Annotated in this window: 19 protein-coding genes and 1 pseudogene; 11 read left to right on the top strand and 9 right to left on the bottom strand. The window is 64.8% G+C overall.

The window, feature by feature from the left end; all coding sequences use genetic code 11:
• Window positions 1-18: 18 nt before the first annotated feature.
• The 4 genes from C4K27_RS13855 to C4K27_RS13870 form a co-directional block, all read right to left on the bottom strand.
• Entirely contained in the window at window positions 19-1014 is a 996-nt protein-coding gene (locus C4K27_RS13855; RefSeq protein ID WP_053260876.1) for an amidohydrolase family protein, read from the bottom strand.
• Between the two features lie 57 nt (window positions 1015-1071).
• Window positions 1072-2526 (bottom strand): aldehyde dehydrogenase family protein, encoded by a 1455-nt coding sequence (locus tag C4K27_RS13860; RefSeq protein ID WP_053260877.1) that lies wholly within the window; start codon window positions 2524-2526, stop codon window positions 1072-1074.
• Window positions 2527-2542: 16 nt separating this feature from the next.
• A complete protein-coding gene (locus C4K27_RS13865; RefSeq protein WP_053260878.1) occupies window positions 2543-4192 on the bottom strand; it encodes a GMC family oxidoreductase in 1650 nt (549 codons plus the stop codon).
• 133 nt (window positions 4193-4325) lie between these two features.
• On the bottom strand, window positions 4326-5267 hold the full coding sequence (locus tag C4K27_RS13870) for a LysR family transcriptional regulator (RefSeq protein WP_053260879.1): 942 nt from the start codon (window positions 5265-5267) through the stop codon (window positions 4326-4328).
• Between the two features lie 408 nt (window positions 5268-5675).
• On the opposite strand from C4K27_RS13870, the gene C4K27_RS13875 reads away from it, so the two are divergent.
• From C4K27_RS13875 to fabV, 4 genes are all read left to right on the top strand, one after another.
• Entirely contained in the window at window positions 5676-8267 is a 2592-nt protein-coding gene (locus tag C4K27_RS13875) for an EAL domain-containing protein (RefSeq protein WP_242627818.1), read from the top strand.
• 433 nt (window positions 8268-8700) lie between these two features.
• Window positions 8701-10290: an amino acid permease gene (locus C4K27_RS13880; protein ID WP_125738024.1), complete on the top strand. Its 1590-nt coding sequence runs from the start codon at window positions 8701-8703 to the stop codon at window positions 10288-10290.
• On the top strand, window positions 10290-11579 hold the full coding sequence (locus tag C4K27_RS13885) for an NAD(P)/FAD-dependent oxidoreductase (RefSeq protein WP_053260881.1): 1290 nt from the start codon (window positions 10290-10292) through the stop codon (window positions 11577-11579). Before C4K27_RS13880 ends, C4K27_RS13885 begins: the two co-directional genes overlap by 1 nt.
• Before the next feature lie 209 nt (window positions 11580-11788).
• Window positions 11789-12985, top strand: a complete 1197-nt coding sequence (fabV, locus tag C4K27_RS13890) for an enoyl-ACP reductase FabV (protein ID WP_016704607.1) — start codon at window positions 11789-11791, stop codon at window positions 12983-12985.
• A 58-nt stretch (window positions 12986-13043) separates the two neighbouring features.
• On the opposite strand, the gene C4K27_RS13895 is transcribed toward fabV, so the two are convergent.
• Complete coding sequence (locus C4K27_RS13895) at window positions 13044-13484, bottom strand: hotdog fold domain-containing protein (RefSeq protein ID WP_053260882.1); 441 nt, start codon at window positions 13482-13484, stop codon at window positions 13044-13046.
• A 153-nt stretch (window positions 13485-13637) separates the two neighbouring features.
• Here C4K27_RS13895 and C4K27_RS13900 point away from each other — a divergent pair, with 153 nt between their 5' ends.
• From C4K27_RS13900 to C4K27_RS13920, 5 genes and pseudogenes are all read left to right on the top strand, one after another.
• Window positions 13638-14258, top strand: coding sequence for a TetR/AcrR family transcriptional regulator (locus C4K27_RS13900; protein ID WP_053260883.1), 621 nt, complete (start codon window positions 13638-13640; stop codon window positions 14256-14258).
• 37 nt (window positions 14259-14295) lie between these two features.
• The gene (nudK, locus tag C4K27_RS13905) at window positions 14296-15216 is read left to right on the top strand and encodes a GDP-mannose pyrophosphatase NudK (protein WP_053260884.1); all 921 of its coding nucleotides are present in this window, start codon (window positions 14296-14298) and stop codon (window positions 15214-15216) included.
• 202 nt (window positions 15217-15418) lie between these two features.
• Window positions 15419-15804, top strand: a pseudogene (locus C4K27_RS13910) (HvfA family oxazolone/thioamide-modified RiPP metallophore).
• A gap of 65 nt (window positions 15805-15869) precedes the next feature.
• Entirely contained in the window at window positions 15870-16754 is an 885-nt protein-coding gene (locus C4K27_RS13915) for an HvfB family MNIO-type RiPP peptide maturase (protein WP_053260886.1), read from the top strand.
• Entirely contained in the window at window positions 16747-17508 is a 762-nt protein-coding gene (locus C4K27_RS13920; protein WP_053260887.1) for an HvfC family RiPP maturation protein, read from the top strand. The genes C4K27_RS13915 and C4K27_RS13920 overlap by 8 nt, the downstream gene beginning before the upstream one ends.
• 512 nt (window positions 17509-18020) lie before the next feature.
• Here C4K27_RS13920 and C4K27_RS13925 read toward each other — a convergent pair.
• From C4K27_RS13925 to C4K27_RS13940, 4 genes are all read right to left on the bottom strand, one after another.
• Window positions 18021-18527: an HvfX family Cu-binding RiPP maturation protein gene (locus tag C4K27_RS13925; protein ID WP_053260888.1), complete on the bottom strand. Its 507-nt coding sequence runs from the start codon at window positions 18525-18527 to the stop codon at window positions 18021-18023.
• 99 nt (window positions 18528-18626) lie between these two features.
• On the bottom strand, window positions 18627-19262 hold the full coding sequence (locus C4K27_RS13930; RefSeq protein ID WP_053260889.1) for a hypothetical protein: 636 nt from the start codon (window positions 19260-19262) through the stop codon (window positions 18627-18629).
• A 116-nt stretch (window positions 19263-19378) separates the two neighbouring features.
• Window positions 19379-20698, bottom strand: a complete 1320-nt coding sequence (locus C4K27_RS13935; RefSeq protein ID WP_053260890.1) for an ATP-binding protein — start codon at window positions 20696-20698, stop codon at window positions 19379-19381.
• Window positions 20695-21435: a response regulator gene (locus tag C4K27_RS13940; protein ID WP_023968023.1), complete on the bottom strand. Its 741-nt coding sequence runs from the start codon at window positions 21433-21435 to the stop codon at window positions 20695-20697. The genes C4K27_RS13935 and C4K27_RS13940 overlap by 4 nt, the downstream gene beginning before the upstream one ends.
• 294 nt (window positions 21436-21729) lie before the next feature.
• On the opposite strand from C4K27_RS13940, the gene C4K27_RS13945 reads away from it, so the two are divergent.
• Window positions 21730-21993, top strand: coding sequence for a DUF2790 domain-containing protein (locus C4K27_RS13945; protein ID WP_053260891.1), 264 nt, complete (start codon window positions 21730-21732; stop codon window positions 21991-21993).
• Window positions 21994-22040: 47 nt separating this feature from the next.
• On the top strand, window positions 22041-22250 hold the full coding sequence (locus C4K27_RS13950) for a hypothetical protein (RefSeq protein ID WP_053260892.1): 210 nt from the start codon (window positions 22041-22043) through the stop codon (window positions 22248-22250).
• Window positions 22251-22300 lie beyond the last annotated feature (50 nt).

A 22300-nucleotide genomic window follows, 5' to 3' on the forward strand; every position in this document is an offset into this window, starting at 1 on the left:
CCCGCCCCCCGTTTTTTGTCACTCCAACCCAAACAAGCGCTGCGCATTCCCCCGCCCAATCTTCTCCCTATCGTTCTCACTGATCAGCGCCTGATCAAACCAGTTACTCGCCGTCGCCATGCTTTCATACGGGTAATCCGCCGAAAACAGCACACGATCGACCCCAATTTCGCTGATGGCATCCAGCAAACCCTTGGTGTGGAAGTGGCCGGCGGTGGTCAGGTAGAAGTTGTGGCTGAAGTAGTGGCTGACCGGTTTTTTCGCGTTGCCCAGGCCTTCGCCTTCGCGTTGCATGTGCAGGCGGTGTTCCAGGCGCGGCAGCATCAGTGGCAGGCCTTCGGCGAGGTGGCCGAGGATGAGGGTCAGGTTGGGGAAGCGGTCGAACAGGCCACTGAGCATCAGGCGGATCGCGTGGGTGGCGGTTTCATGGGCGAAGCCCCAGGCCGAGCCGACCAGGGATGGGTAACCCTCGTAGATCCGCCGTTGGCTTGGCAGCGGTTCGCGTGGGTGCAGGTAGACCGGCACGTTGAGCGCCGCGACGCGCTCCCAGAATTCCCATACCGGCGGTTCGTCCAGGTACTGCGCGGTATCGGCGTTGCCGATGTTGGTGTAGCCGTTGATCAGTGCCCCGACCATGCCGTAATCCTTTACCGCACGTTCCAGTTCGTCCGCCGCGGCCCTGGGCGATTGCAGGGCCACCGTGGCGAAGGCCTTGAAGCGTTGCGGGTGGCGGGCGACGAACTGCTCGGTGATCTGCTCGTTGGTGCGTTGCGCGAAGGCGATGGCCTGGCGTGGATCGAGCAGCGACTGGGCACCGGGGGAGGTGAGGGACAGGATGGCGAGGTCGATGCCATTGCGGTCCATATCGGCGATGCGCTGGTCGCTGTCCAGCAGGCGCCTTTCCACATCCGCCATATAGGCCCGGCCATTGCGCGTGGCTTCGCCGGAAGCATCCCACAGGCTGTTGTTCAGCTCGGTGCTGACGTGTTCCTCGAGTACGATTTTGCCTTTCATGCTGATGTAGCCTCTTTAAGGATAAACAGGTACGTAGCGCATCAAACTCGGTCTGGCCTAGGCCTCGGCGGTGGACAGGCTGATGTGTTTGTATTCGATGAAATCGTCGATCGCCGCGACGCCGTTCAGGCGGCCCAGGCCGGACTGGCGATAACCGCCTTCCTCGAATTCGTCGTAGACCTTGGCCCAGTCGTTGATCCACACGGTGCCGGCCTGCACCTTGCGCGCCACGCGCAGCGAGCGCTTGGTGTCGCGGGTCCAGATGGCGGCCGCCAGGCCGTATTCGCTGTCGTTGGCCAGGGCCACGGCTTCGGCTTCTGTATCGAAGACTTGCAGGGTCAGCACCGGGCCGAAGGTTTCCTGTTGCACGATGTCCAGCTTCGAGTCGCTGACTTGCAGCAGGGTCGGGCGGTAGAAGGCGCCGTTGGCCAGCTCGCCTTCGGTGATGGGGCCGCCGCGCACTATGACCTTGGCGCCGGCGGCGATTGCCGCTTCAACCGTTTGATCGACCCGCTGCACGTTGGCCTTGTCGATCAAGGGGCCCATGTCGCTGCGCGGGTCGGACGCCGGGCCGACCCGCACTGCTTGCAGGCGTGCGGCCAGGCGCTCGCGCAGTTGCTCGGCGATGCCGCGCTGCACCAGCAGCCGCGAGCCGGTCATGCAGAACTGCCCGGCGAACACGGTCAGGGCTTTTTCCAGGACCGGCAGGGCGGCGTCGAGGTCGGCGTCGTCGAACACTAGGTGCGGGGTCTTGCCGCCCAGCTCCAGGCCGAAGCGCTTGAGCGACTGAGCGCCCACCGCGGAAATCGCGCGGCCGGTGGCGGAGGAACCGGTGAAGCTGATGATCGGCACCTGGGGCGAGGCGATCAGCCGGCGCGAGCCTTCGCCGCCGGACTCGGTGAACAGGTTGATCACCCCGCGCGGCAGGGAAGGCGCCTCGGACATGACCCTGGCCAGCAGGGCGTTGGTCTGCGCGGTCTGCGCCGGCATCTTGATCACCACCGTGGTGCCGGCGGCCAGGGCCGGTGCCAGCGAGCGCACCATCAGCACCACCGGCGAGTTCCACGGCACGATGATGCCGGCCACGCCCATCGGCTCGCGCAGCACGATGGACAGCACGTCGGGGCGCGGGGTGCCGCTGTGGCCGCGTTCGGTGCGGGTCAGCGCCGCGTAGTAGCGCAGCTTGGAGGGCACCATGCTGACTTCGAAGCGGGCTTCGGGCTTGATCTTGCCGTTCTCCAGCGCCAGTTGCTCGATCAGCGCCTCGCTGTGGCGCTCGAATGCGGCGGCCAGCTCGTCGAGGACCCGGGCGCGCAACGCGCTGTCGTCGCTCCAGCCACTGTTGAAGGCGCGCACGGCCGCGGCGATGGCCGCATCGGCCTCGGCGGCGCCGCCATCGGCGTAGTGGCCGATGACCTTGGAGGTGGCCGGGTCGATGGAATCGCGGTGTTCGGTCGAATCGACCCAGGCGCCGTCGATCCAGTGTTGGGCAGCGGTGTTTTGCGTGGTCATGGCAGTGTTCTCCACATTAGCTGTAGCGACGCGCGATGTATTCGGCGGTGGCGATGGTGGTGATATTGGTGGCGACCGAGATGGCGTCCGGGAAGATCGACGCATCGACTACCCGCAGGCCCTGCACGCCGTGGACCCGGCCTTCCAGGTCGACCACCGCGCCGGGGTCGCCGGCAGGGCCCATGGGGGCGGTGGAGGTGGGGTGGTGGTAGGTGTCGAGGGTGGCCAGCATCGACTGCTCGATCTGTTGGTCGCTGGTGGCCTGGGCGCCCGGGTTCAGTTCCAAGTGGATCAGGTCCTTGAGCGGCGCGGTCTGGCCGATCTTGCGCGCCAGCTTCACCCCTTCCAGCAGGCGGGCGCGGTCCTCGGCCCGGGCCAGGAAGTTGAGGTCGATCAGCGGCGCCTGGGCCGGGTCGCGGCTGGCCAGTTTCAGGCTGCCCACCGACAGCGGGCGGGTCAGGGCCACGGCGAGGACAAAACCGACCTGGGTCGGGCTCTGGTCGTGGGGGAACAGGTGGGTGGCGGTGATGTGCAGGTCGAGGTCGCCGTTTTGCGCCGTGGAGCTGTGGGTCCAGAGCTTGGCGCCGATCACTGGGGACTGATTGCCGATCAGCTCGGGGCGGGCGGCGTAGGCGTTGTAGTAGAAGGGGTGGTCCTTGAGCCGCTGGCCGACGGGCAAGGCGGCGATCAGGGGGATCGACAGCGACGCCAGGTGCTCGCGCGGGCCAATGCCCGAGCGCAGCAGGATAGCCGCGCTGCCGTAGGTGCCGGCGGACAGTATGACTTCGTTCGCATGGATGACTTCGCCGCTGGCCAGGCGCACGCCGGTGGCGCGGCGGCCGTCGAACAGCACCTTGTCCACCAGCACGTCGCCGCGGATCTGCAGGTTGCCGCGGGCTCGCACGGCGTTGTCGAGGTAGGCGATGCCGGTGTTGACCCGCACGCCGTCGACGATGTTCATCGGGTAGGGACCGACACCCTTGGCGTCGGCGCCGTCGAAGTCGTCAATCATGCGGAAACCGTTGGCGACGGTGGCGTCGACGAAGGCCCGCTGCATGGGGCTGATGTCATTGCGGGTCAGCTGGTGCACCGGCAGGGGGCCGTCGTGACCGTGCAGCTGGTTGCTGCCGGTGTTGCGTTTTTCCAGCTTCTTGAACGACGGCAGCAGTTCTTCATAGGACCAGCCGGGCAGGTTCCAGTTGACCAGGTCCTGCTTGCGGGCGCGGATCGCCACCGCGCCGTTGACCGCCGAGCTGCCGCCCAGCACCTTGCCGCGAATCGCGTGGATCGGGTGGCCGATATAGCCGGGCAGGGTCTGGTAGCCCCAGTCGCTGCCGGCATCGCCGCCGACGCTGTCGCTGCTGGCGATCACTTTCGGGTAGTCGCGGGTGCTGTAGACGTGGCCGGCTTCGAGCAGCAGCACGTTGCGCTCGCGGCGTTCGCTCAGGCGCCGGGCCATGACCGCGCCGGCCGAACCGCCACCGATGATCAGCACGTCTACCGGGCTGCCGGCACTGCCGTCGCGCTTGCCGTTGGCGCCTTGCGGGGCTGCCGCGAAAGCGGGGCCGGCGCCCAGCATGGAGCCGATGGCCAGGGTCGCCGAGCCGGCGACTGTCTGGGCCAGCAGTTTGCGGCGCGAAGGATTTTCTGGTTGGTGGTGACTCATCGCTCATCTCCCATAGCAGGCGAATGCCTGTCAGATGGAAGCTGAGGCTAAGGTGCGCTCGGGTTGAGCGACAGCCACTGTAAAGTGAACCGCTGGTTCAGTATTGCTTGACCAGGCGGCGGGCCCTGTGCGCTCAGGCGGTGGCGCCGCCCGGCAGCAGCCCGCGAGCGATCAACGCCGCGTCCCAGGGCGCCGGGCGACCGATTTCCTCGCCGAGAAATTGAATCAGCGCCTGGACCTTGGGCGGGGTTTTCAGGGTCTTGAGGTACACCGCCGAGATCTGCCCGCCGGACGGCGCATAGTCGTCCAGCACCGACACCAGCCTGCCGTCGAGCAGGGCGTCGGCGGCCAGGAAGGTTGGCAGGATCGCCAGTCCCAGGCCGGCCAGCGCGCCTTCGAGCAACTGGTGCCCGGAGTCGGTACGCATGCGCACGCGGACGCGGAACGAGTGCTGCGCGCCGTCCATGGGCAGGCTCCACATGCCGTTGGGTTCGCGGTTGTAGTAGATCAGCCCGTCGTGCCGCTGCAGGTCGCCGGGGTGCTCGGGAGTGCCTTGGCGCGCCAGGTAGTCGGGGCTGACGCAGATCAGGTGGCGGTTCTCGGTCAGTGGCCGTGCCACCAGGCAAGAGTCGTGGAGGTTGCCCAGGCGGATGGCGACGTCGAAATGGCCATCCTGCAGGTTGGCCACCCGGTCATGGGCTTCCATGTCGACGCACAGTTGCGGGTATTGCAGGGCGAAGCGCGCCAGCAGCGGCGCCAGGTAGCGCGGGGTGAAGGCCATCGGTGCCGCCAGGCGCAGGGTGCCGCCGAGGCTGGCCTGGTGGTCCTGCACCGACTCTTCGGCGCGCGCCAGGTCCAGCAGGATGCGTGTGCAATCGGCGTAGAACAGCTGGCCGGCCTCGGTCAGCTTCAGCGGCCGGCCACGGGTCAGCAATACCACGCCCAGGCGCTTTTCCAGCTGCTGCATGCGTTGGCTGACCAGCGACTTGGTGGTCCCCAGGCGTCGCCCGGCTTCGGAAAAACTGGCCGCCTCGACGACCGCGACGAAGGTGCTCATGTCCGAGAATTTATTCACCGCCACTCCTGTTGCCCTGGGTTGAAGAACCTGAAAAGAAACACGCAGGTCCGCGTGCTGCTCAGGGGCGCCATGAGAAGCCAAGCGTATCGGGCAACGCAAGTGGCGAACCGGCCAGAGATGAAGTTGCCACCCGGGGCGACGGACGGGGCTTTTGCCGATGGACAGACGCCCGGGCTACCTGGCGTTGCCGAAGTTTGGCGCGGTTCGCACGGTTTTCCATGGCCCTGCCACTTCGCGGCTATTCTCTAATTTCAGGTCGATGGCCTAAAAGATCCATGTCCACGCCTATGGCCTGATGTCCTGCTCGCCCGGGTAAAAACGCTTTTCTCAGCCTTGCTGAGCCGTATCGGGTGTTGCTTCGAGGACGGGCCCCTCCAGTTCGAGGGCGGTTAATGGCGCTTCACGGTGATCAGGGACGATGACAGTGAGGGCATGCATGCAGTGGCGGCCATGGATATGAGCGTCGGGTCAACGACCGGAGAAGAGGCGGCGGACTTTTTCGTGCAGACCCTGGAACAGGCCAACGATGCCGTGGTGATCATCGACGATCGCAACCAGGTGGTGTTCTTCAACGCGGCGGCCGAACGTTTCTGGGGCTGTCCACGGTGCGAGGTGCTGGGCAGTGATGTCAGCACCCTGGTGCCGATCCCCATCCGCTCGCGGAACGACGGCGAGACCGGGGTCAACAAGATCATCGGCACCAGCCGCGATGTGTGCATCACGCGCAAGGATGGCGAAGAGCGCTGGGGCGCGATGGCGATCTCGAAGATCACCCTGCAGGGGCGCATTTTGTATGCCGCCTTTTTCAAGGACGTGACCCAGACGCGGCTGAAGGATATCGAGCAGCGCTTGCTGTCGATGTCGGTCAATGCCAGTAGCTCGGCCACCTGCATCGTCGACGCCGACGGCCGACTGATCTACATCAACGACGGGCTGGTGCGCTTGCTGGGGTATTCCCGCGAGGAATTGCTGGAGCGCTCGCCGCAGATGTTCTTCGTCGCCGATACCCCGGGGCAGGTCCGGGCCGACGAGCTGCAACTGGAGAGCATCCTCAGTGGCCAGCCCCATGAAGCCTGCGGCCTGGTCAGCAAGCGCAACGGCCAGCGGCTGTGGGTGCAAGTCTGCTCGGCGCCGGTGTTCGACGCCGGCGGGCGGATCGGCAACATCGTCATCGTGTTCACCGACATCACCCGTTCCAGGCTGCCCGAAGTGCTGCAGGACAAGGTCATCGGCGCCTTGTTGCAAGAGCAGCCCCTGGCACGCGTGTTGACGCTGCTGTGCCAGGAAATCGAGCGCCTGGCGCCGGAGGTCATCGTCTCGATCCTCGGCGTGGACCCGCAGGGGTTGCTGCACCCGTTGGCCAGTCCCGGCCTGCCGGCCGACTATTCCCAAGCCATGGAGGGGCTGCCGATCGGGCCCGCCGCCGGCTCCTGTGGCACCGCGGCCTTTCGTGGCGAGCCGGTGCTGGTCACCGATATCGACACCGATCCGCTGTGGGCCGATTACCGTTTGCTGGCACGGCAGGCCGGGGTGCGGGCCTGTTGGTCGATCCCGCTGCGCAACAGCGCCGGCAGGGTGTGCGCGACCTTTGCCCTGTACTTTCGCGAGAGCCGCAAGCCCGATACCACCCATGCCCATCTGATCATGACCGGGACCCACCTGTGCATGCTGGCCCTGGAGCGCGAGGAGGCGCGCCAGTCGATCCGCCACATGGCCTTGTCCGATGCCCTGACCGGCTTGCCCAATCGCAGTTCCCTGTTGGCCGAGGCCAACCGCAGCATCGCCGAGGTGGCCCTGGAGCAGGGCGAGCTGGCGGTGCTGTATGTCGACCTGGACCGCTTCAAGCAGGTCAACGAGGCCCTGGGGCATGCCTCGGGCGATGAGCTGCTGCAGGTCATGGCGCAACGGCTGCGCAGCGTGCTGCGCGAGTCGGACATCGTCGGCCGGCTGTCGAGCGACGAGTTCGTGCTGGTGCTGCCCCGGATGAACGCTACCCGGGTCACGACCTTTCTCGAACGCCTGATGCCGACCCTGGGCGCCCCGGCCGATATTGCCGGGACCGCCGTGGTGCCTTCGGCCAGTGTCGGCGTCAGCCTGTACCCCAGCGACGGCCAGGATATGGAAAGCCTGCTGCATTGCGCCGATATTGCCATGTACCAGGCCAAGCGTACCGAGCGTGGCGGTTTCAGGTTCTTCCTCGAGGAGATGGACCAACTCGCCCAGCAGCGCCTGCAGCTGGAGACGGCGCTGCGCCAGGCCCTGACCAGCGACGGCCTGCATCTGGTCTATCAACCGCAGATCGACTTGCGCAGCAACGGCCTGGTCGGGGTCGAGGCGCTGGCGCGCTGGGAGCATCCGCGCCTGGGCAATATCCCGCCCGCGCAATTCATCGCGCTGGCCGAGGAGTGCGGGTTGATCAACTACCTCAGCCAGTGGGTGCTGTGCGAGGCCTGCGAGCAACTGGCGCGCTGGCGTCGATCGGGCATCAGGGTGCCGTCCATCTCGGTCAACCTGTCGCCGATCAACTTCCACAATCTCAACCTGGCGGCGCTGATTGCCCGCCAGTTGCAGCGTTGCGGCCTGCAGCCGGCGGACCTGTGCGTGGAGGTCACGGAGGGCGTTTTCCTGTGCAGCAGCCCGACCACCGAGCAGACCCTCCAGGACTTGCATACCCTGGGCGTGCGCCTGGCCATCGACAACTTTGGCGCGGGCTATTCCAGCCTGGGCTATCTGCGGCGCTTGCCGATCAACGAGCTGAAGCTGGACCAGAGCTTCGTCGAGGAGCTGGAGCACGACGCCTCCTGCCGCGCCTTGAGCGAGGCGGTCATCGGCATCGGCAAGGGCCTGTCCCTGCGGGTCATCGCCGAGGGCATCGAACACCCCGCGCAGCGCGACATCCTGCAGGCGCGGGGCTATGACGTGGGGCAGGGCCAGCTGTTTTCCTCGCCCTTGCCGGCCCGGGCGTTCGGGCAGTGGTTTGTGGGTTGGCAGAGTTAGCCGGCCGGTCGATGGGGCAGCGCCGCGCTCCAGGCGGACGCGAAGTGGACCGCGACGGGCCTGCGCACGACCCTTTCTTTTCCTTCTTTCCAGGGCCGCTGCGGGCATTGCCCGGTGCCAGGCGTGGGCGTGGTCATTCAAACACTATGTTCTTTAAGTCAAGTTGTTAGCCTGTAGGGATTTTCTGTTTTATGCCGTCGAAAACCAATTAAACCTGACGGTTTGTTAGATGTTTAGTTGTGGGTATTTAGTGTTTCTGCTTATTGGGTTTTGTAACTGTTGGCGTATTCCGTATGGGACTGATGTGATTCGGGAAAATCATTTGTCAGCGGTATTTTTGTGGGCTTTAGTGGGGAGGAAAAACACTCCAGGGACACTGCCATACCGCGTGAGTTAACTCATCGGTGGCTTAAATATAATAAAAAGGTGATCCATGACAGACTCCACAAAAGTGCCGGGTGCGTGCGACCTGACCGGCGATTTTCACAGCGAGAAAACCGCCGGCGGACTGAAAAGAACCCTGACGCCCCGGCACCTGAGCATGATCGCCATTGGCGGCAGCATCGGTACCGGGCTGTTCGTCGCCTCGGGCTCGACCATTGCCCAGTCCGGGCCGGGCGGCGCGCTGCTGGCCTTTGTGGTCATCGGCGCCATGGTGTTCTTCCTGATGACCAGCCTCGGTGAACTGGCGTCCTGCATGCCGGTTACCGGTTCGTTCTCGACTTATGCCGCGAAGTATGTCGATGAAAGTTTCGGCTTCGCCCTGGGCTGGAACTACTGGTATGCCTGGGCGGTGACCATTGCGGTCGATCTGGTGGCCGCGCAGATCATCATGGCTTATTGGTTTCCGGAGGTGCCGGGGTATATCTGGAGTGCGGGTTTTCTATTGATCATCACTGCACTTAATATGGCCTCGGTGCGCTTGTTCGGTGAGTCCGAATATTGGTTCGCCCTGATTAAAGTCATCACTATCCTGCTGTTTATCACGGTGGGCATTCTGATGTTGTTCGGCATTCTCAGCGGCGGCGAAAATGCCGGCCCCAGGCTCTGGTCGATTGGCGATGCGCCGATTGTCGGCGGCCTGGGGGCCCTGGTCGGGGTGGCGATGATCGTGGGTTTTTCGTTCCAGGGCACCGAGTTCGTCGGCATCGCCGCCGGCGAGACCCGGGACCCCGGGAAAAACGTGCCGCGCGCGGTGCGGCAGATCTTCTGGCGGATCCTGCTGTTCTACGTGCTGACCATCCTGATCATCGGCCTGTTGATTCCTTACAACGACCCGAGCCTGTTGAGGAATGGGGTGTCCGATATCCGTGTCAGCCCCTTCACCCTGATCTTCGAACGGGCCGACATGCTCGGCGCGGCCGTGGTGATGAACGCGGTGATCCTGACCTCGGTGCTGTCCGCCGGGAACTCCGGTATGTACGCCTCCTCGCGGATGCTCTACAGCCTGGCCCTGGAGGGCAAGGCGCCGGCGATCTTCGCCCGTTTGAGCGCATCCGGCACCCCGCGGTGGGCGTTGCTGGCCACGGCCACGGTGGCGGCCTTGTGCTTCCTGACCTTCATCTTCAGCCCGGGGCAGATCTATAACTGGCTGCTCAACACCTCGGGCATGCTCGGTTTTATCGCCTGGCTGGGCATCGCGGTCAGCCACTATCGGTTTCGTCGCGGTTATGTGCGCCAGGGCCATGACCTGGGCAACTTGCCTTATGTGTCGCGGTTCTTTCCGTTCGGGCCGATTTTCGCCTTTGTCCTGTGCCTGTTCGTCACCCTGGGGCAGAACTATCAAGCCCTGCTCGGCGACTCGATCGATTGGGCCGGGCTGACCGCCACCTATATTGGCCTGGTGCTGTTCCTGGCGATCTGGTTGGCGCACAAAGTCATCAGTGGCTCCAGGTTTGTCAGGTTCGATGACATGAGCTTTTCGATGATTCGCAACAAGTCCGAGACTTGCCCGCCGCTGGAATCGGCGATGAATGAGAATGCGGGTCTTCCTGTGCGAATGACCCAGGTCGGAGCCAAGTGATGAGTCAGGATTTTCTCGAAAGTTATTACCAGGCCACGGTTGAAAAGACCGCTTATCCGGCGCTCGGCGGCCGGGTGGAGACCCGGGTGTGCATCCTGGGCGGCGGGCTGGCCGGGCTTTCCACGGCGCTGGGCTTGGCCGAACGCGGGGTGACCGACGTGGTGGTGCTGGAGTCCCACACCGTGGGGCACGGCGCCTCGGGGCGCAACGGCGGTTTTGTATTCGGCGGCTATTGCCTGGGCAATGCCGAGCTGCTCAAGACCCTGGGCCGCGAGGAAGCGCGGCGGCTCTACCGGCTGACCATAGACGCGGTCGAGCTGATTCGCCAGCGCGTCCGGCAATACGGTATCCAGTGCGACCTGACCGACAGGGGCGTGCTGCTGGCCAACTGGTTCAACGACCCGGCGCGCCTGGAAAAACCTCGGCAGTTGATGAAGGAGGTCTACGGCGTCGACTGGCAGTACGTGGCGCCAGGCGAGTTGCGCGAAAAGCTCAAGACCGAGCGCTATTTCGGCGCCTTGTTCGAAAGCAATGCCTTTCACTTCCACCCGCTCAAGTATGTCTACGGGGTGGCGGCGGCTGTGGCCGGGTATGGCATCGATATCCACGAGCACTCCGCGGCCCTGGCGATCGAGCAGCAGGGCGGCAAGTACCTGGTCAGGACCGCGGGTGGTGAAGTCCTGGCCGAACAGGTGGTGTTCGCCGCGGGTGGTTACGCCCGTGGGCTGTACCGGCCGGTGGAGCGGGCGACACTGCCGATTGCCACCTATGTGGTGGCGACCGAACCCCTGGGCGAGCGTTTGCGGGAAGCGATCAACTGCGAGTCGGCCATTTACGACACCCGCTTTGCCTTCGACTATTACCGCCCACTGGCGGACAGCCGGATTCTCTGGGGTGGGCGTATTTCCATCCTCAATCGTGGCCCGCAGGCGATCGCCGGCTTGCTCAAAGCCGACCTGATCACGGTCTACCCGCAACTGGCCGACGTCGAGATCGAGTATTCCTGGGGTGGGCTGATGAGCTACGGCCGCCAGCAGATGGCACAGATCGGCCAGGATGACAACGGCGTGTGGCATGCCGTGGGGTTTGGCGGTCACGGCATGGCGCCGACCACGGTGGCGGGGGAGGTGCTGGCGGATGCCATTGCCAAGGCCATTCCGATTCCCCAGGGCTTTGGCCGGTTCGGCCTGGTGCCCACCTTCGGCCTGGCCGGCCTGGTTGCGGCGCAGGCGACCTACAGCGCCTATCAGGCCCTGGACGCCTACGATGCCCACCGTTTGAACAAATGACCGCCGCTTTTCCCAGGCCGTACAGGCTATGGAGCAATCTCAGCGTTTTCTGGCCCAAACCCCGGAATGAACTTATGCTGGCGGGCAAATCTGCACTCATTGAAAACCCAAGGCGTGACGCGAGGACGTTCCGAGCGTCTACGACTTGAACAAGTGACGCTGCTGCAGCCCGTATTGGCTCTTGGCATATTGAAATTGGGAGATTGTGTATGGTCATCAAACCCCGCGTTCGCGGCTTTATCTGTGTGACGACCCACCCGGTCGGTTGCGAAGCCAACGTCAAGCAACAGATCGACTACGTCACCGAACAAGGCACCATCGACGCTGGGCCAAAGAACGTACTGGTGCTCGGCGCTTCCACCGGCTACGGCCTGGCCGCACGTATTACCGCCGCCTTCGGTTGCGGCGCCAACACCCTGGGTGTGTTCTTCGAGCGCGGCAGCGTTGACGGCAAGCTCGGCACCGCCGGCTGGTACAACACCGCGGCCTTCCACAAGTTCGCCGAAGAAAAAGGCCTGTACGCCAAGAGCATCAACGGCGACGCCTTCTCCGACGAAGTCAAGCGCCAGACCATCGAAACCATCAAGCGCGACCTGGGCAAGATCGACCTGGTGGTCTACAGCCTGGCCGCTCCGCGCCGTACCCACCCGAAAACCGGCGAAGTCCTGAGCTCGACCCTCAAGCCGCTGGGCAAATCGGTGACCCTGCGCGGTGTCGACACCGACAAGGAAATCGTTAAGGAAACCACCCTGCAGCCAGCCACCCAGGAAGAAATCGACGGCACCGTAGCCGTGATGGGCGGCGAAGACTGGCAGATGTGGATCGACGCGCTGCACGAAGCCGGCGTCCTGGCCGAAGGCGCTAAAACCACCGCCTTCACCTACCTGGGCGAGAAGCTGACCCACGACATCTACTGGAACGGTTCCATCGGCGAAGCCAAGAAGGACCTGGACCAGAAAGTCATCGGCATCCGCAAGGAACTGTCGGACCTGGGAGGCGACGCGCGGGTATCGGTGCTCAAGGCCGTGGTGACCCAGGCCAGCTCGGCGATCCCGATCATGCCGCTGTACCTGTCGCTGCTGTTCAAGGTCATGAAAGAGCAGGGCAGTCACGAAGGTTGCATCGAACAGGTCTACGGTCTGTACAAGGACAGCCTGTACAACCCGAACCCGATCATCGACCAGGAAGGCCGCCTGCGTGCCGACTACAAGGAACTGGAACCTGCCGTCCAGGACCGCGTGAAGCAGCTGTGGGATGAAGTCACCAGCGAAAACCTCTACCAGATGACTGACTTCGCCGGCTACAAGCAGGAATTCCTGCGCCTGTTCGGTTTCGAGATCGACGGCGTCGACTACGAAGCCGATGTCGATCCGGACGTGAAGATCGCCAACCTGATCCAGGTGTAAGCGAACTTAACGCATCATCGCCAACGCCCCTCCCATGAGGGGCGTTGTCGTTTCTGCGTCAGGCGGTTTTCACGTTCATGGTGATGCGCGCGCTGAAGACCTTGAGGTCTTCCTCATCGTAGATTTCCACCGCGACAATCTTGTCGCCGCTGCTGCTCCAGTCCACCGCGCCGCCATCGGCCACCGCGCGCACCGAAGTCTTGGCCTTGGCCAGGTATTCCACGGTCATGCCCTTGGGAATCCAGCGCGCGCCGGCCGGGATCGACACGTCGGTCATCACCCCGGCCGCCAGTTCGGCGGCGTTGCACAGGGCGATGGCGTGCACCGTGCCCAGGTGGTTGGTGATCTCCTTGCGAAATGGCACCTGCACCACCGAACGTCCCGCGCTCAGCTCGGCGATCAACGGATTGATGGTGCTGAAGTAGGGGGCCATCTGGCAGGCCATCTGAGTGAATTTTTCCGGGCCGGCGGCGCTGAACATGCTGAGAACCTGACTCATGGTGATGCCTCGTAGCGGGATTGTTTTTGGGGTTTACAGAATAATATTCTGTAAAAGAACAATATTCGGCTTTCGCGAAATATGTCAAGCTGGCGCAACCATTCACTGAGGCGTGCGCGCCTTGTTCCCTGGACCTTGGTTTTGTGATGGGCAATGGACACGATCGATCTGCTTGAACGCTGCTACCCCGGCCGCAGGGCCGAACTCAAACGCGACATCCTCCGCCGAGCCCTGGCGTGCTTCAACGAACAGGGCATCGAAGCCACCACCATCGAAATGATCCGCGCGGCCTGCGATACCAGTGTCGGTGCGATCTATCACCACTTCGGTAACAAGGAAGGGTTGGTGGCCGCGCTGTTTTTCGCCGCGCTGGACGATCAGGCCGGCCTGCGCGAGCGCTACATGAGCGACGCCCAGACCCTGGAGCAGGGCGTGCAGGCGCTGGTGCACAGCTATGTGGATTGGGTCGATGCCCAGCCCGAATGGGCGCGGTTCCAGTTCCAGGCGCGATATGCGGTCGCCAAGGGCCCGTTCGCCGAAGAACTGGTCAACCGCAACAAACTACGCAACCGCCAGTTACGCGAATGGCTGACAGCCCACACCCGGGCCGACGAGTTACCGCCAATACCGGCCGAGTTGCTGCCGTCGCTGATCGTCGGGCAGGCGGAAAACTACTGCCGCGCCTGGTTGTCCGGCCGGGTCCAGAGCAGCCCGAGCAGCTATCGCCAGGAACTGGCCGAGGCTGCCTGGCGCTCGATCGGCACCCATCAGTGACGGGTTGAACGACACCCCATTGCCAAGAGGGAAGACCATGCAAGCCGCACCCGTGCGCATCACCGCCGAGGAGATGCTCTCCGACAACTGGTACCTGCTGAAGAAATACAGCTTCGACCTGCAGCGCCGCGACGGCAGCTGGCAGGCGCAGACCCGCGAGGTCTACGACCGCGGCAATGGCGCGACCATCCTGCTGTACAACCGCGAGCGGCGCACGGTGCTGCTGATCCGCCAGTTCCGCATGCCGACCTACGTCAACGACCACAGCGGCTACCTGATCGAGACCGCCGCCGGCCTGCTGGACAATGCCAGCCCGGAGGAGCGCATCCGCCTGGAAGCCGAAGAGGAAACCGGCTACCGCGTCGGCGCGGTGGAGAAGGTCTATGAAGCCTTCATGAGCCCCGGCTCGGTCACCGAGCGCATCCACTTTTTCATCGGCGAATACTCCCCCGACGACCGTATCGGCGACGGTGGCGGCCTGGAGGAAGAGGGCGAGGACATCGAGGTGCTGGAACTGGGTTACCAGCAGGCGCTGGACATGGTGCGAAGCGGCGAGATCGTCGATGGCAAGACCATCATGCTCCTGCAATACCTGGAACTGCGCCTGATGCCGCCGCGCCGCCTGACGATCCTGGTGGCCGTGCCCCGGTACTCGGCAACCGACGATGCGACGGCGCTGGCGCAGCAGGTCGCCAGCCTGGATGACTGGGCCGCGCAGTTGTTCGAGGCCGGGCACAGCCCCGTGTTCGGCCAGTGGCTGGGGTTGGCGGCGGACGCTTCGAGCGCTGCCGACGAGTTCCAGGCGCGTGCGCGGCAGCAGTTGCAACGTTGCGACGCGCTGCTGCGGATCGGCGGGGCCTGCGCCCGTGCCGATGCCCTGGTCGCCATGGGCGAGCAATTGGGCCTGCCGGTCTACCGTTCGCTGCAGGACATCCCGCGTTGCACTTCGGCCAGTTGAGCCAGGGCTCAACCGGCCGGCCCGCCGACGGCCTTGTATCGGAGTGTGTATCGGCCCGGTGCTGATACACCTGCTTGTCCTGGCGCCGGTTGCGCACACAACCCGGATACACCCCGAGGATTAACTACGCCCACCCGCCAGCACCGAGCTTCTCGGTGTCGGTGGCGGGAACCGTTAATCAATCCATCGAAGGGGTATCAGCATGTTCAAACTCTCCAATGTTTCCAACGTCGCGCTCGGCCTGGCACTGGTCGGCGGCCTGGGCCTGTCCACCGCCGCTTCGGCGCTGAGCATGACCGAGCTGTCCCAGGGCTACACCCTGGCCGCGGCCGACGGGGTCAAGACCCCGGCCGAAGGCAAGTGCGGCGAAGACAAGTTCGCCAAGACCGACACTAACCACGACGGCAAGGTCTCCCGCGAGGAGTTCATCGCCGCCGCCCCGAGCGCGCCGCCGAGTTCGACAAGATCGACGCCAACCACGATGGCGCCATCAGCCTGATCGAAGCCAAGCAGTACCTGGCGGCCAAGGCCGGTTCGGCCGAAGGCAAATGTGGCGAAGGCAAATGCGGTGCGGCGATCGAGTCCTGATCGGCGGTGGCGGGGGGCACCCGGGTGCCCCCCGGTTTTTTCCGGGGCAACCAGGAGACTGGCCCATGCAACCCTCTCACAGCGTGTTATCTGTCCAGGCTCCGCGGCTGCCCGTTTCGGCAACCGTGGGGCTTGGCTTGCGTCGAGCCTTGCTCGACTCATTGCATACGGCGCCTGCGGGCGCTTTTGACTTTCTGGAACTGGCGCCGGAAAACTGGATCGGCATCGGCGGTGCCCATGGCGCCGCGTTACGCGCCCTGGCCGAGCGTTACCCGCTGAGCTGCCACGGGCTGTCGTTGTCCCTCGGCGGCCCGGCACCGCTGGACCTGGGGTTCCTGCGGGAAGTGCGGCAGTTTCTCGAGCGTTTTAATGTGCCGCTGTACAGCGAACACCTGAGCTACTGCGGCGACGACGGGCACCTCTACGACCTGCTGCCGCTGCCGTTCACCGAAGAGGCGGTGCGCCATGTCGCGGCGCGCATCCGCCAGGCCCAGGAGGTGCTGGGTCGGCGCCTGGCGGTGGAGAATGTCTCGTACTACGCTGCGCCGCGCCAGGACATGGACGAGCTGGCCTTCACTAACGCGGTGCTGGCCGAAGCCGATTGCGATCTGTTGCTGGACGTCAACAACCTCTACGTCAACTCGGTGAACCACGGGTTCGAGCCCCAGGCCTTTCTTGCCGGCCTGCCGCCCGAGCGGGTGGTGGCGATGCATGTGGCCGGGCATTACGACGAGTCGGAAAGCCTGAAAATTGATACCCACGGCGGGCCGGTCAAGCCGGTGGTCTGGGGGCTGCTGGCGCGGGCCTATGAGTTGTTCGGCGTGCAGGCGACGCTACTGGAACGGGACTTCAACTTCCCGCCATTCGCCGAGCTGCTGGGCGAGCTGGACAGCATCCGCCAATTGCAGGCCAGCGCCTGTCAGGCCCAGGGGAGGCTGGCCCATGGATAAGCCGATGATCGCCCTCGACGCCCAGCAACAGGCCCTGACCGCCTACCTGCGCGACCCAGAGCACCGGGCGCCGCCCGCCGGGATGGACCGCGCGCGGGTGGAGATTTACCGCGAGCTGGTGTTCGACAACCTGCGGTCGTTGCTCAGCGGTACTTTTCCGGTGCTGCGTTCGGTGCTCGGTGAGACGGAATGGCGCCGGCTGCTGCGGGTTTTCCTGCGCGAGCACCGCTGTGCCACGCCAAAGTTCGGCGAGATCGCCGGCGAGTTCGTGGCCTGGATGGCTTCCACGCCCGCCGGTTTGCAGGACGGCAGTTGGCCGGCCTTCATGGTCGAACTGAGCCATTACGAGTGGATCGAAATGGCCCTGCAACAGGCCGAGGCCGAACCGCTGCCGGCCAGCGACCCGCGACGGTTGCTGACCCAGCCCTTGCGCCTGTCGCCCCTGGCCTGGCCGCTGGCCTACGTCTGGCCGGTGGAGCGCCTGGGCCCGACCTGGCGTCCCAGCGAGCCCGGGGCTGAGCCGACTTTGCTGCTGATCCGCCGCGATGCCGACTACCGGGTGCGCTTCTCTGAACTCAGCCCGCTGGCCTGGCGCCTGCTGGAGCGTATCGAGGCGTTCCCCCAACTCCATGGTCGCGACCAGTTGCAAGGCCTGGCCCTGGAAGCGGGCATCGACGACCTCGACACCTTTCTCGCCAATGGCCAGAGCCTGCTGCGACAGCTGCACAACCAAGGTGTTATCGGCCCTGTGTAGCCGCTGGCGCAGCCTGCAGCTTGGCTGCGCAGCGGCCGCAAACCCAGGCAACGCGGTGTATCAGATCGAATGCGATCACCGGTTTTACGACGGCTGCGCCACCGATCGCAGGCTGCGCCAGCGGCTACAGGGAGATGCGCCTGTTATCGATCTTTCTACTTCGTAGAAACACCAAAGCCGCAGCTCAAGCTGCGGCTTTTTTTGCCCCTAGATATCAGCACCCGTGACGCAGGCGCCCGATTAACTGGCCAGAACCTGCTGCGACAGCTGCACAACCAAGGTGTTATCGGCCCTGTGTAGCCGCTGGCGCAGCCTGCGCTCGGCTGCGCAGCAGCCGCAAACTCAGGCAACGCGGTGTATCAGCTCGAACGCGATAGCCGGTTTTACGACGGCTACGCCGCCGATCGCAGGCTGCGCCAGCGGCTACAGGGAGATGCGCCTGTTATCGAACTTTCCACTCCGCAGAAACACCAAAGCCGCAGCTCAAGCTGCGGCTTTTTTGCCCCGGGGTATCAGCGTCCGTGGCGCAGGCGCCCGATCAATGTATCCAGGTTGAGTTTGCCCGGGCCCTGGAACAGCAGGGGCAGCAGCGCCGCCAGGTAGATCACCGGCAGTTTGAAGTTGCCGTGGCCCTTGTTGCTGATGGCGTAGCCCTGGGCCAGTTCACTGAGGCTCGACCAGTCGGCCGGCCAGTGCACGGCGGCGGTGGCGACCACAGTGACCACGATCAGCACCAGCGCGGCGCAGCGGGTGCCCAGGCCCAGCAGCAACGCCAGGGCGCACAGCAGCTCGGCCCACATCGACAGCTGCCAGTTCAGGCTCGCCGGCAATTGGTCGAAGGGAAAGGGGAAGGCGGACTGGATCTGCTGGAACCAGTTTTCCCCGCGCCATTTTTCCAGGCCCGACTCGAAGAACTCCCAGGCCAGCAACAGGCGCAGGCTGAGGAGCGCGACCCAGGGGGACAGGCGATTGAGCTGGCGTTGCAGCCCGTCGAGGGCGGATGAAAGGGTGAGGATCATGGGGTGGATCTCCTGGGCAAAGTGGGGGGCATTACAAAAGCGGCGCCGTCTGCGGTGTCGATCGCAGCCTGCGGCAGCGGCTACCGGGGCGGCATCAGCTCAGTGCGGGCTCAGGGCCTGGCGTTGCCGGCGTTTGTTGGCCTGGGCCAGCTTGCCCAGCAGGTTGATCGCCATGGCCGAGCAGGTGATGGCGAAGGGCAGCAGGTACCAGGCGCTCAGCGGAATGCGTTTGAAGTTGGAGTAGGCGAATATCGTCGCGATCACCCACATGCCGGTGGTGTGCAGGCGTTTCCAGGCGACACGGCTGAGCAGCGAGGCCGGGCCTTTGAACGAGGTCAGGGTCAGCAGCAGGATAAACAGGTAACCCACGGACCCGGGCAGGTTGCCCAGGGTGCTGCGGCCGGGCCAGAACTCCGGGTTCAGTTGCCCGTAGCTGTAGATCAGCAACGCGTGCACCAGGTGCGAGAAGGCGAACGCCAGGCCGATGAAACGGCGCTCGCGCACCAGCGTCTGGCTCAGGGGAGAGGGCAGCAGCACGGCGAATGCCGAGGCAGTGAAGGCCAGCAGAAACAGCACGAAGGACGAACGCGCGGTGGCGCGGATGGCGCTGCGGGTGGCCTCGACCAGGTTCGGCTCGAGCAGCAGCACCAGCGCGGTCATCAGCAGTACGGCGGCGGCCAGCAGGCTGAACAGCCGCCAGCCGTGGAAACGCAAGGGGAGGGTTTGAGTGGGCATGAGAGGCTCCTTGAGGTTGGGCGCCGCTGTCGCGGCGCGTCCCAGGAGTTTTGCAAGGCCATGTATATCGGCTGTGTCGGCGAGGGGCGGTTATGTATGCCTGTGTAGCGAGGCGATCAGAGGCTGGCCTTGTTGCTGACCAGGATCAGTTCCGCGCACAGGCCGCCGCCCTGGCGATTGCTCAGGCGCAGCGAACCACCCAGGGCCACCGCCAGTTGCTGGGCGATGGCCAGCCCCAGGCCGGTGCCGCCGGTGTCGCGATTGCGCGAGCTTTCCACCCGATAGAACGGCTTGAGCACTTCGGCCAGTTGCTCTTCGCTGATCCCCGGGCCGCGGTCCAGGACCTTGACCGACAGGCGATCGCCCGCTTCGGCCTGGACCTCGATCCGCGCCGCGCCAGAGAACTTCAGCGCGTTGTCCACCAGGTTCACCAGCACCCGGCGCAGGGCGTGGGGGCGGGTGTCGATCAGCGCGCCGTTCTTGCCGGCCAGCTCGACGTCCTGGCCGGTGTCCTGGTAGTCGAACACCAGGCTGTCGAGAAACGCGTCCAGGTCGATGCGGCAACTGGCCTCGGTGGCGCCATGGATGCTGCGGGCATAGGCCACGCCTTCGCGCACCAGGTGCTCCATTTCGCTCAGGTCGTTCCACAGCTTGTCCTTCTCGGCGGAGTCGTCCATGAACTCGGCGCGCAGTTTCATGCGGGTGATCGGCGTCTGCAGGTCATGGGAGATCGCCGCCAGTAGTTGCATGCGTTCCTTGAGGTAGGCGCCGATCCGCGCCTGCAGGGCATTGAAGGCCTTGGCCGCGTGCACCACTTCGATCGGGCCTTTTTCGTCCAGGTGCACGCCGTGGGTGTTGGGGTCGAGGCTGTCCACCGCCTGGGCCAGCCGGGTCAGCGGGCGCACGGCGATACGTACTGCCAGCCAGGCGCAGAGGATCAGCACCAGCAACTGCCCCAACAGCACCGCCGGCAGCCAGGGCGACATCGGCGTCAGCGCCGGGCGCACGTCGATGGTCAGCGGGCTGCCGTCGGCCAGTTGCAGGTGGGCCTGATAGTGCTGGCGCGGTCCGGGGATGGTGTTGAATGTCAGGCGGTAGTCGCCGCCAATGGCGTTCTTGATCGAGTTCACCGAGACCGGTACATCGGCGCTGTCCATGGGCTGGCCGGGTTCGCCGGCGCTGAGCAGGTAGCCATAGTTGCGCCGCTGCAGGCGCGGCAGCCAGGCGGGGCGCTCGGCGGCGGGCAGGCGGTCGAGGATGGCGATGGAGGTGGCGACGTCGCTCTCCAGGTTGCCGAGCATGGTCATCTTCGCGCTCTGGTAGCGCTCGTAGGACTGCGCGGCGAACGACAGGCCCTGGGCCAGCGCCAGGCCGATCAGGAAAATCAGCGACAGTCGCGAGGCGAGGGTGCGCGGCCAGTGCAACGCAAGCTTCATGACGCGGCCTCGAGGATCTCCACCGGCAGCGAGAACACATAACCCTCGCTGCGCACGGTCTTGATGTAGGCCGGTTCGCGAGCGTCGTCCAGCAGGCGCTGGCGCAGGCGGCTGACCAGCAGGTCGATGGAGCGGTCGAACAGGTCGGCGTCGCGGCCCTGGGTCAGGTTGAGCAACTGGTCGCGGTTGAGCACCCGTTGCGGGTGGTCGAGGAACACCCGCAGCAGCCGGTATTCGGCGCCGCTCAGGGCGACCAGAGTGCCGTCCTGGTCCAGCAGGTGGCGCGCGGTGGTGTCCAGGCGCCAGCGGCCGAAGCCCAGCAGGCGGCCGCTCTCGGTGACCACCAGGTTCGGCGGCAGCATGCGCGTGCGCCGCAGCACGGCATTGATCCGCGCCAGCAGCTCGCGGGCGGCGAAGGGCTTGACCAGGTAATCGTCGGCGCCCATCTCCAGGCCGATGATGCGGTCGGTCTCGTCGTTGCGCGCGGTGAGCATCAGCACCGGCGTGGCCTTGTGCTTGCCGGCGCGCAGCTCGCGGCACAGCAGCAGGCCGTCGTCGCCGGGCAGCATGATGTCGAGCACGATCAGGTCCACCGGGGTGGTTTCCAGGAAGCTGCGCATCTGCCGGCCGTCAGCCACTACCGTGGTGCGCAGGCCGTTCTTTTTCAGGTAGTTGCCTACCAGCTCTCTGATCTCGCGGTCGTCATCGACTATCAATACGTGATCGACATGATCCATGGGGTTGCCTCTGTATAGGGTCGTGCTGCCTAGTCTATAGGGCCCGTGCGGGCCTGCCTGCGGCGCTTTGTATTGCAGTGTATCTGGCGCCTGGCTGAATACACGGCGATGCAAAACAGGGTTTTTCCGACGCCTTTGTATCGCTGTGTATCCCCCGGCGGCGTGGATACGCAGGGACACCGCAAGGGCGGTTTGCCGACACAGGCGCGATACCTTGCGCGCATTCAATGGGCTCCATCGAGGCACAGCCACTGGCCTCGCTGCCAAAACCCATTGTCGCCCGAGGAAACCATCATGCAACGCACCGCCCTCTACGCTGCCTGCCTGTTCGCCGCGCTGAATATCTGCACCCTGTCGGCCCGTGCCGAAAGCACGGTACAGGCCCAGACCTACAGCTACGGCACCCAGCTGGATATCCAGAAAGTCTTGTCGATGACCGAAGACGCCGAGCCGAGCTGCGGCGTGGTCAATGCCCGCATGACTTACCTCGATTCCCAGGGCCGCACCCAGGCCCTGGATTACCGCAAGTTCGCCAACAACTGTAACGACGGCAACTGAGTGCACTCACTTGTCATGTAGTCCCTGTTGAACATGAGGATCAGCCCATGAACACCCTGAAAACCTGCCTGCTTACCCTGACCTTGACCCTGGCCGGCGTGGCCGTGGATGCCAGCGCCGCCGATGCGTCCTGCACGACCTGCTTCCAGCTCGCGCCCTTGAGCCAGGGCGGCCAGCCAGAGCGAGCGGCGCCGCTGCTCGCCGAAGGCGGCTACGAGCGCACCCCGCAGGGGATGCGCGCCGACAACCAGGCCTGAACCGGGCCTGCCACCCCTGGAGACGCCCGCCATCGATGGCGGGCGGGACA

Source organism: Pseudomonas chlororaphis subsp. chlororaphis, from assembly GCF_003945765.1.
Taxonomy (GTDB): Bacteria; Pseudomonadota; Gammaproteobacteria; order Pseudomonadales; family Pseudomonadaceae; genus Aquipseudomonas; species Aquipseudomonas chlororaphis.

Coding starts and splice junctions, on each gene's coding strand:
- C4K27_RS13855 (WP_053260876.1), bottom strand. CDS start 1,014: ATGAAAGGCAAAATCGTACTCGAGGAACACGTCAGCACCGAGCTGAAC.
- C4K27_RS13860 (WP_053260877.1), bottom strand. CDS start 2,526: ATGACCACGCAAAACACCGCTGCCCAACACTGGATCGACGGCGCCTGG.
- C4K27_RS13865 (WP_053260878.1), bottom strand. CDS start 4,192: ATGAGTCACCACCAACCAGAAAATCCTTCGCGCCGCAAACTGCTGGCC.
- C4K27_RS13880 (WP_125738024.1), top strand. CDS start 8,701: ATGACAGACTCCACAAAAGTGCCGGGTGCGTGCGACCTGACCGGCGAT.
- C4K27_RS13885 (WP_053260881.1), top strand. CDS start 10,290: ATGAGTCAGGATTTTCTCGAAAGTTATTACCAGGCCACGGTTGAAAAG.
- fabV (WP_016704607.1), top strand. CDS start 11,789: ATGGTCATCAAACCCCGCGTTCGCGGCTTTATCTGTGTGACGACCCAC.
- C4K27_RS13895 (WP_053260882.1), bottom strand. CDS start 13,484: ATGAGTCAGGTTCTCAGCATGTTCAGCGCCGCCGGCCCGGAAAAATTC.
- C4K27_RS13900 (WP_053260883.1), top strand. CDS start 13,638: ATGGACACGATCGATCTGCTTGAACGCTGCTACCCCGGCCGCAGGGCC.
- nudK (WP_053260884.1), top strand. CDS start 14,296: ATGCAAGCCGCACCCGTGCGCATCACCGCCGAGGAGATGCTCTCCGAC.
- C4K27_RS13915 (WP_053260886.1), top strand. CDS start 15,870: ATGCAACCCTCTCACAGCGTGTTATCTGTCCAGGCTCCGCGGCTGCCC.
- C4K27_RS13920 (WP_053260887.1), top strand. CDS start 16,747: ATGGATAAGCCGATGATCGCCCTCGACGCCCAGCAACAGGCCCTGACC.
- C4K27_RS13925 (WP_053260888.1), bottom strand. CDS start 18,527: ATGATCCTCACCCTTTCATCCGCCCTCGACGGGCTGCAACGCCAGCTC.
- C4K27_RS13930 (WP_053260889.1), bottom strand. CDS start 19,262: ATGCCCACTCAAACCCTCCCCTTGCGTTTCCACGGCTGGCGGCTGTTC.
- C4K27_RS13935 (WP_053260890.1), bottom strand. CDS start 20,698: ATGAAGCTTGCGTTGCACTGGCCGCGCACCCTCGCCTCGCGACTGTCG.
- C4K27_RS13940 (WP_023968023.1), bottom strand. CDS start 21,435: ATGGATCATGTCGATCACGTATTGATAGTCGATGACGACCGCGAGATC.
- C4K27_RS13945 (WP_053260891.1), top strand. CDS start 21,730: ATGCAACGCACCGCCCTCTACGCTGCCTGCCTGTTCGCCGCGCTGAAT.
- C4K27_RS13950 (WP_053260892.1), top strand. CDS start 22,041: ATGAACACCCTGAAAACCTGCCTGCTTACCCTGACCTTGACCCTGGCC.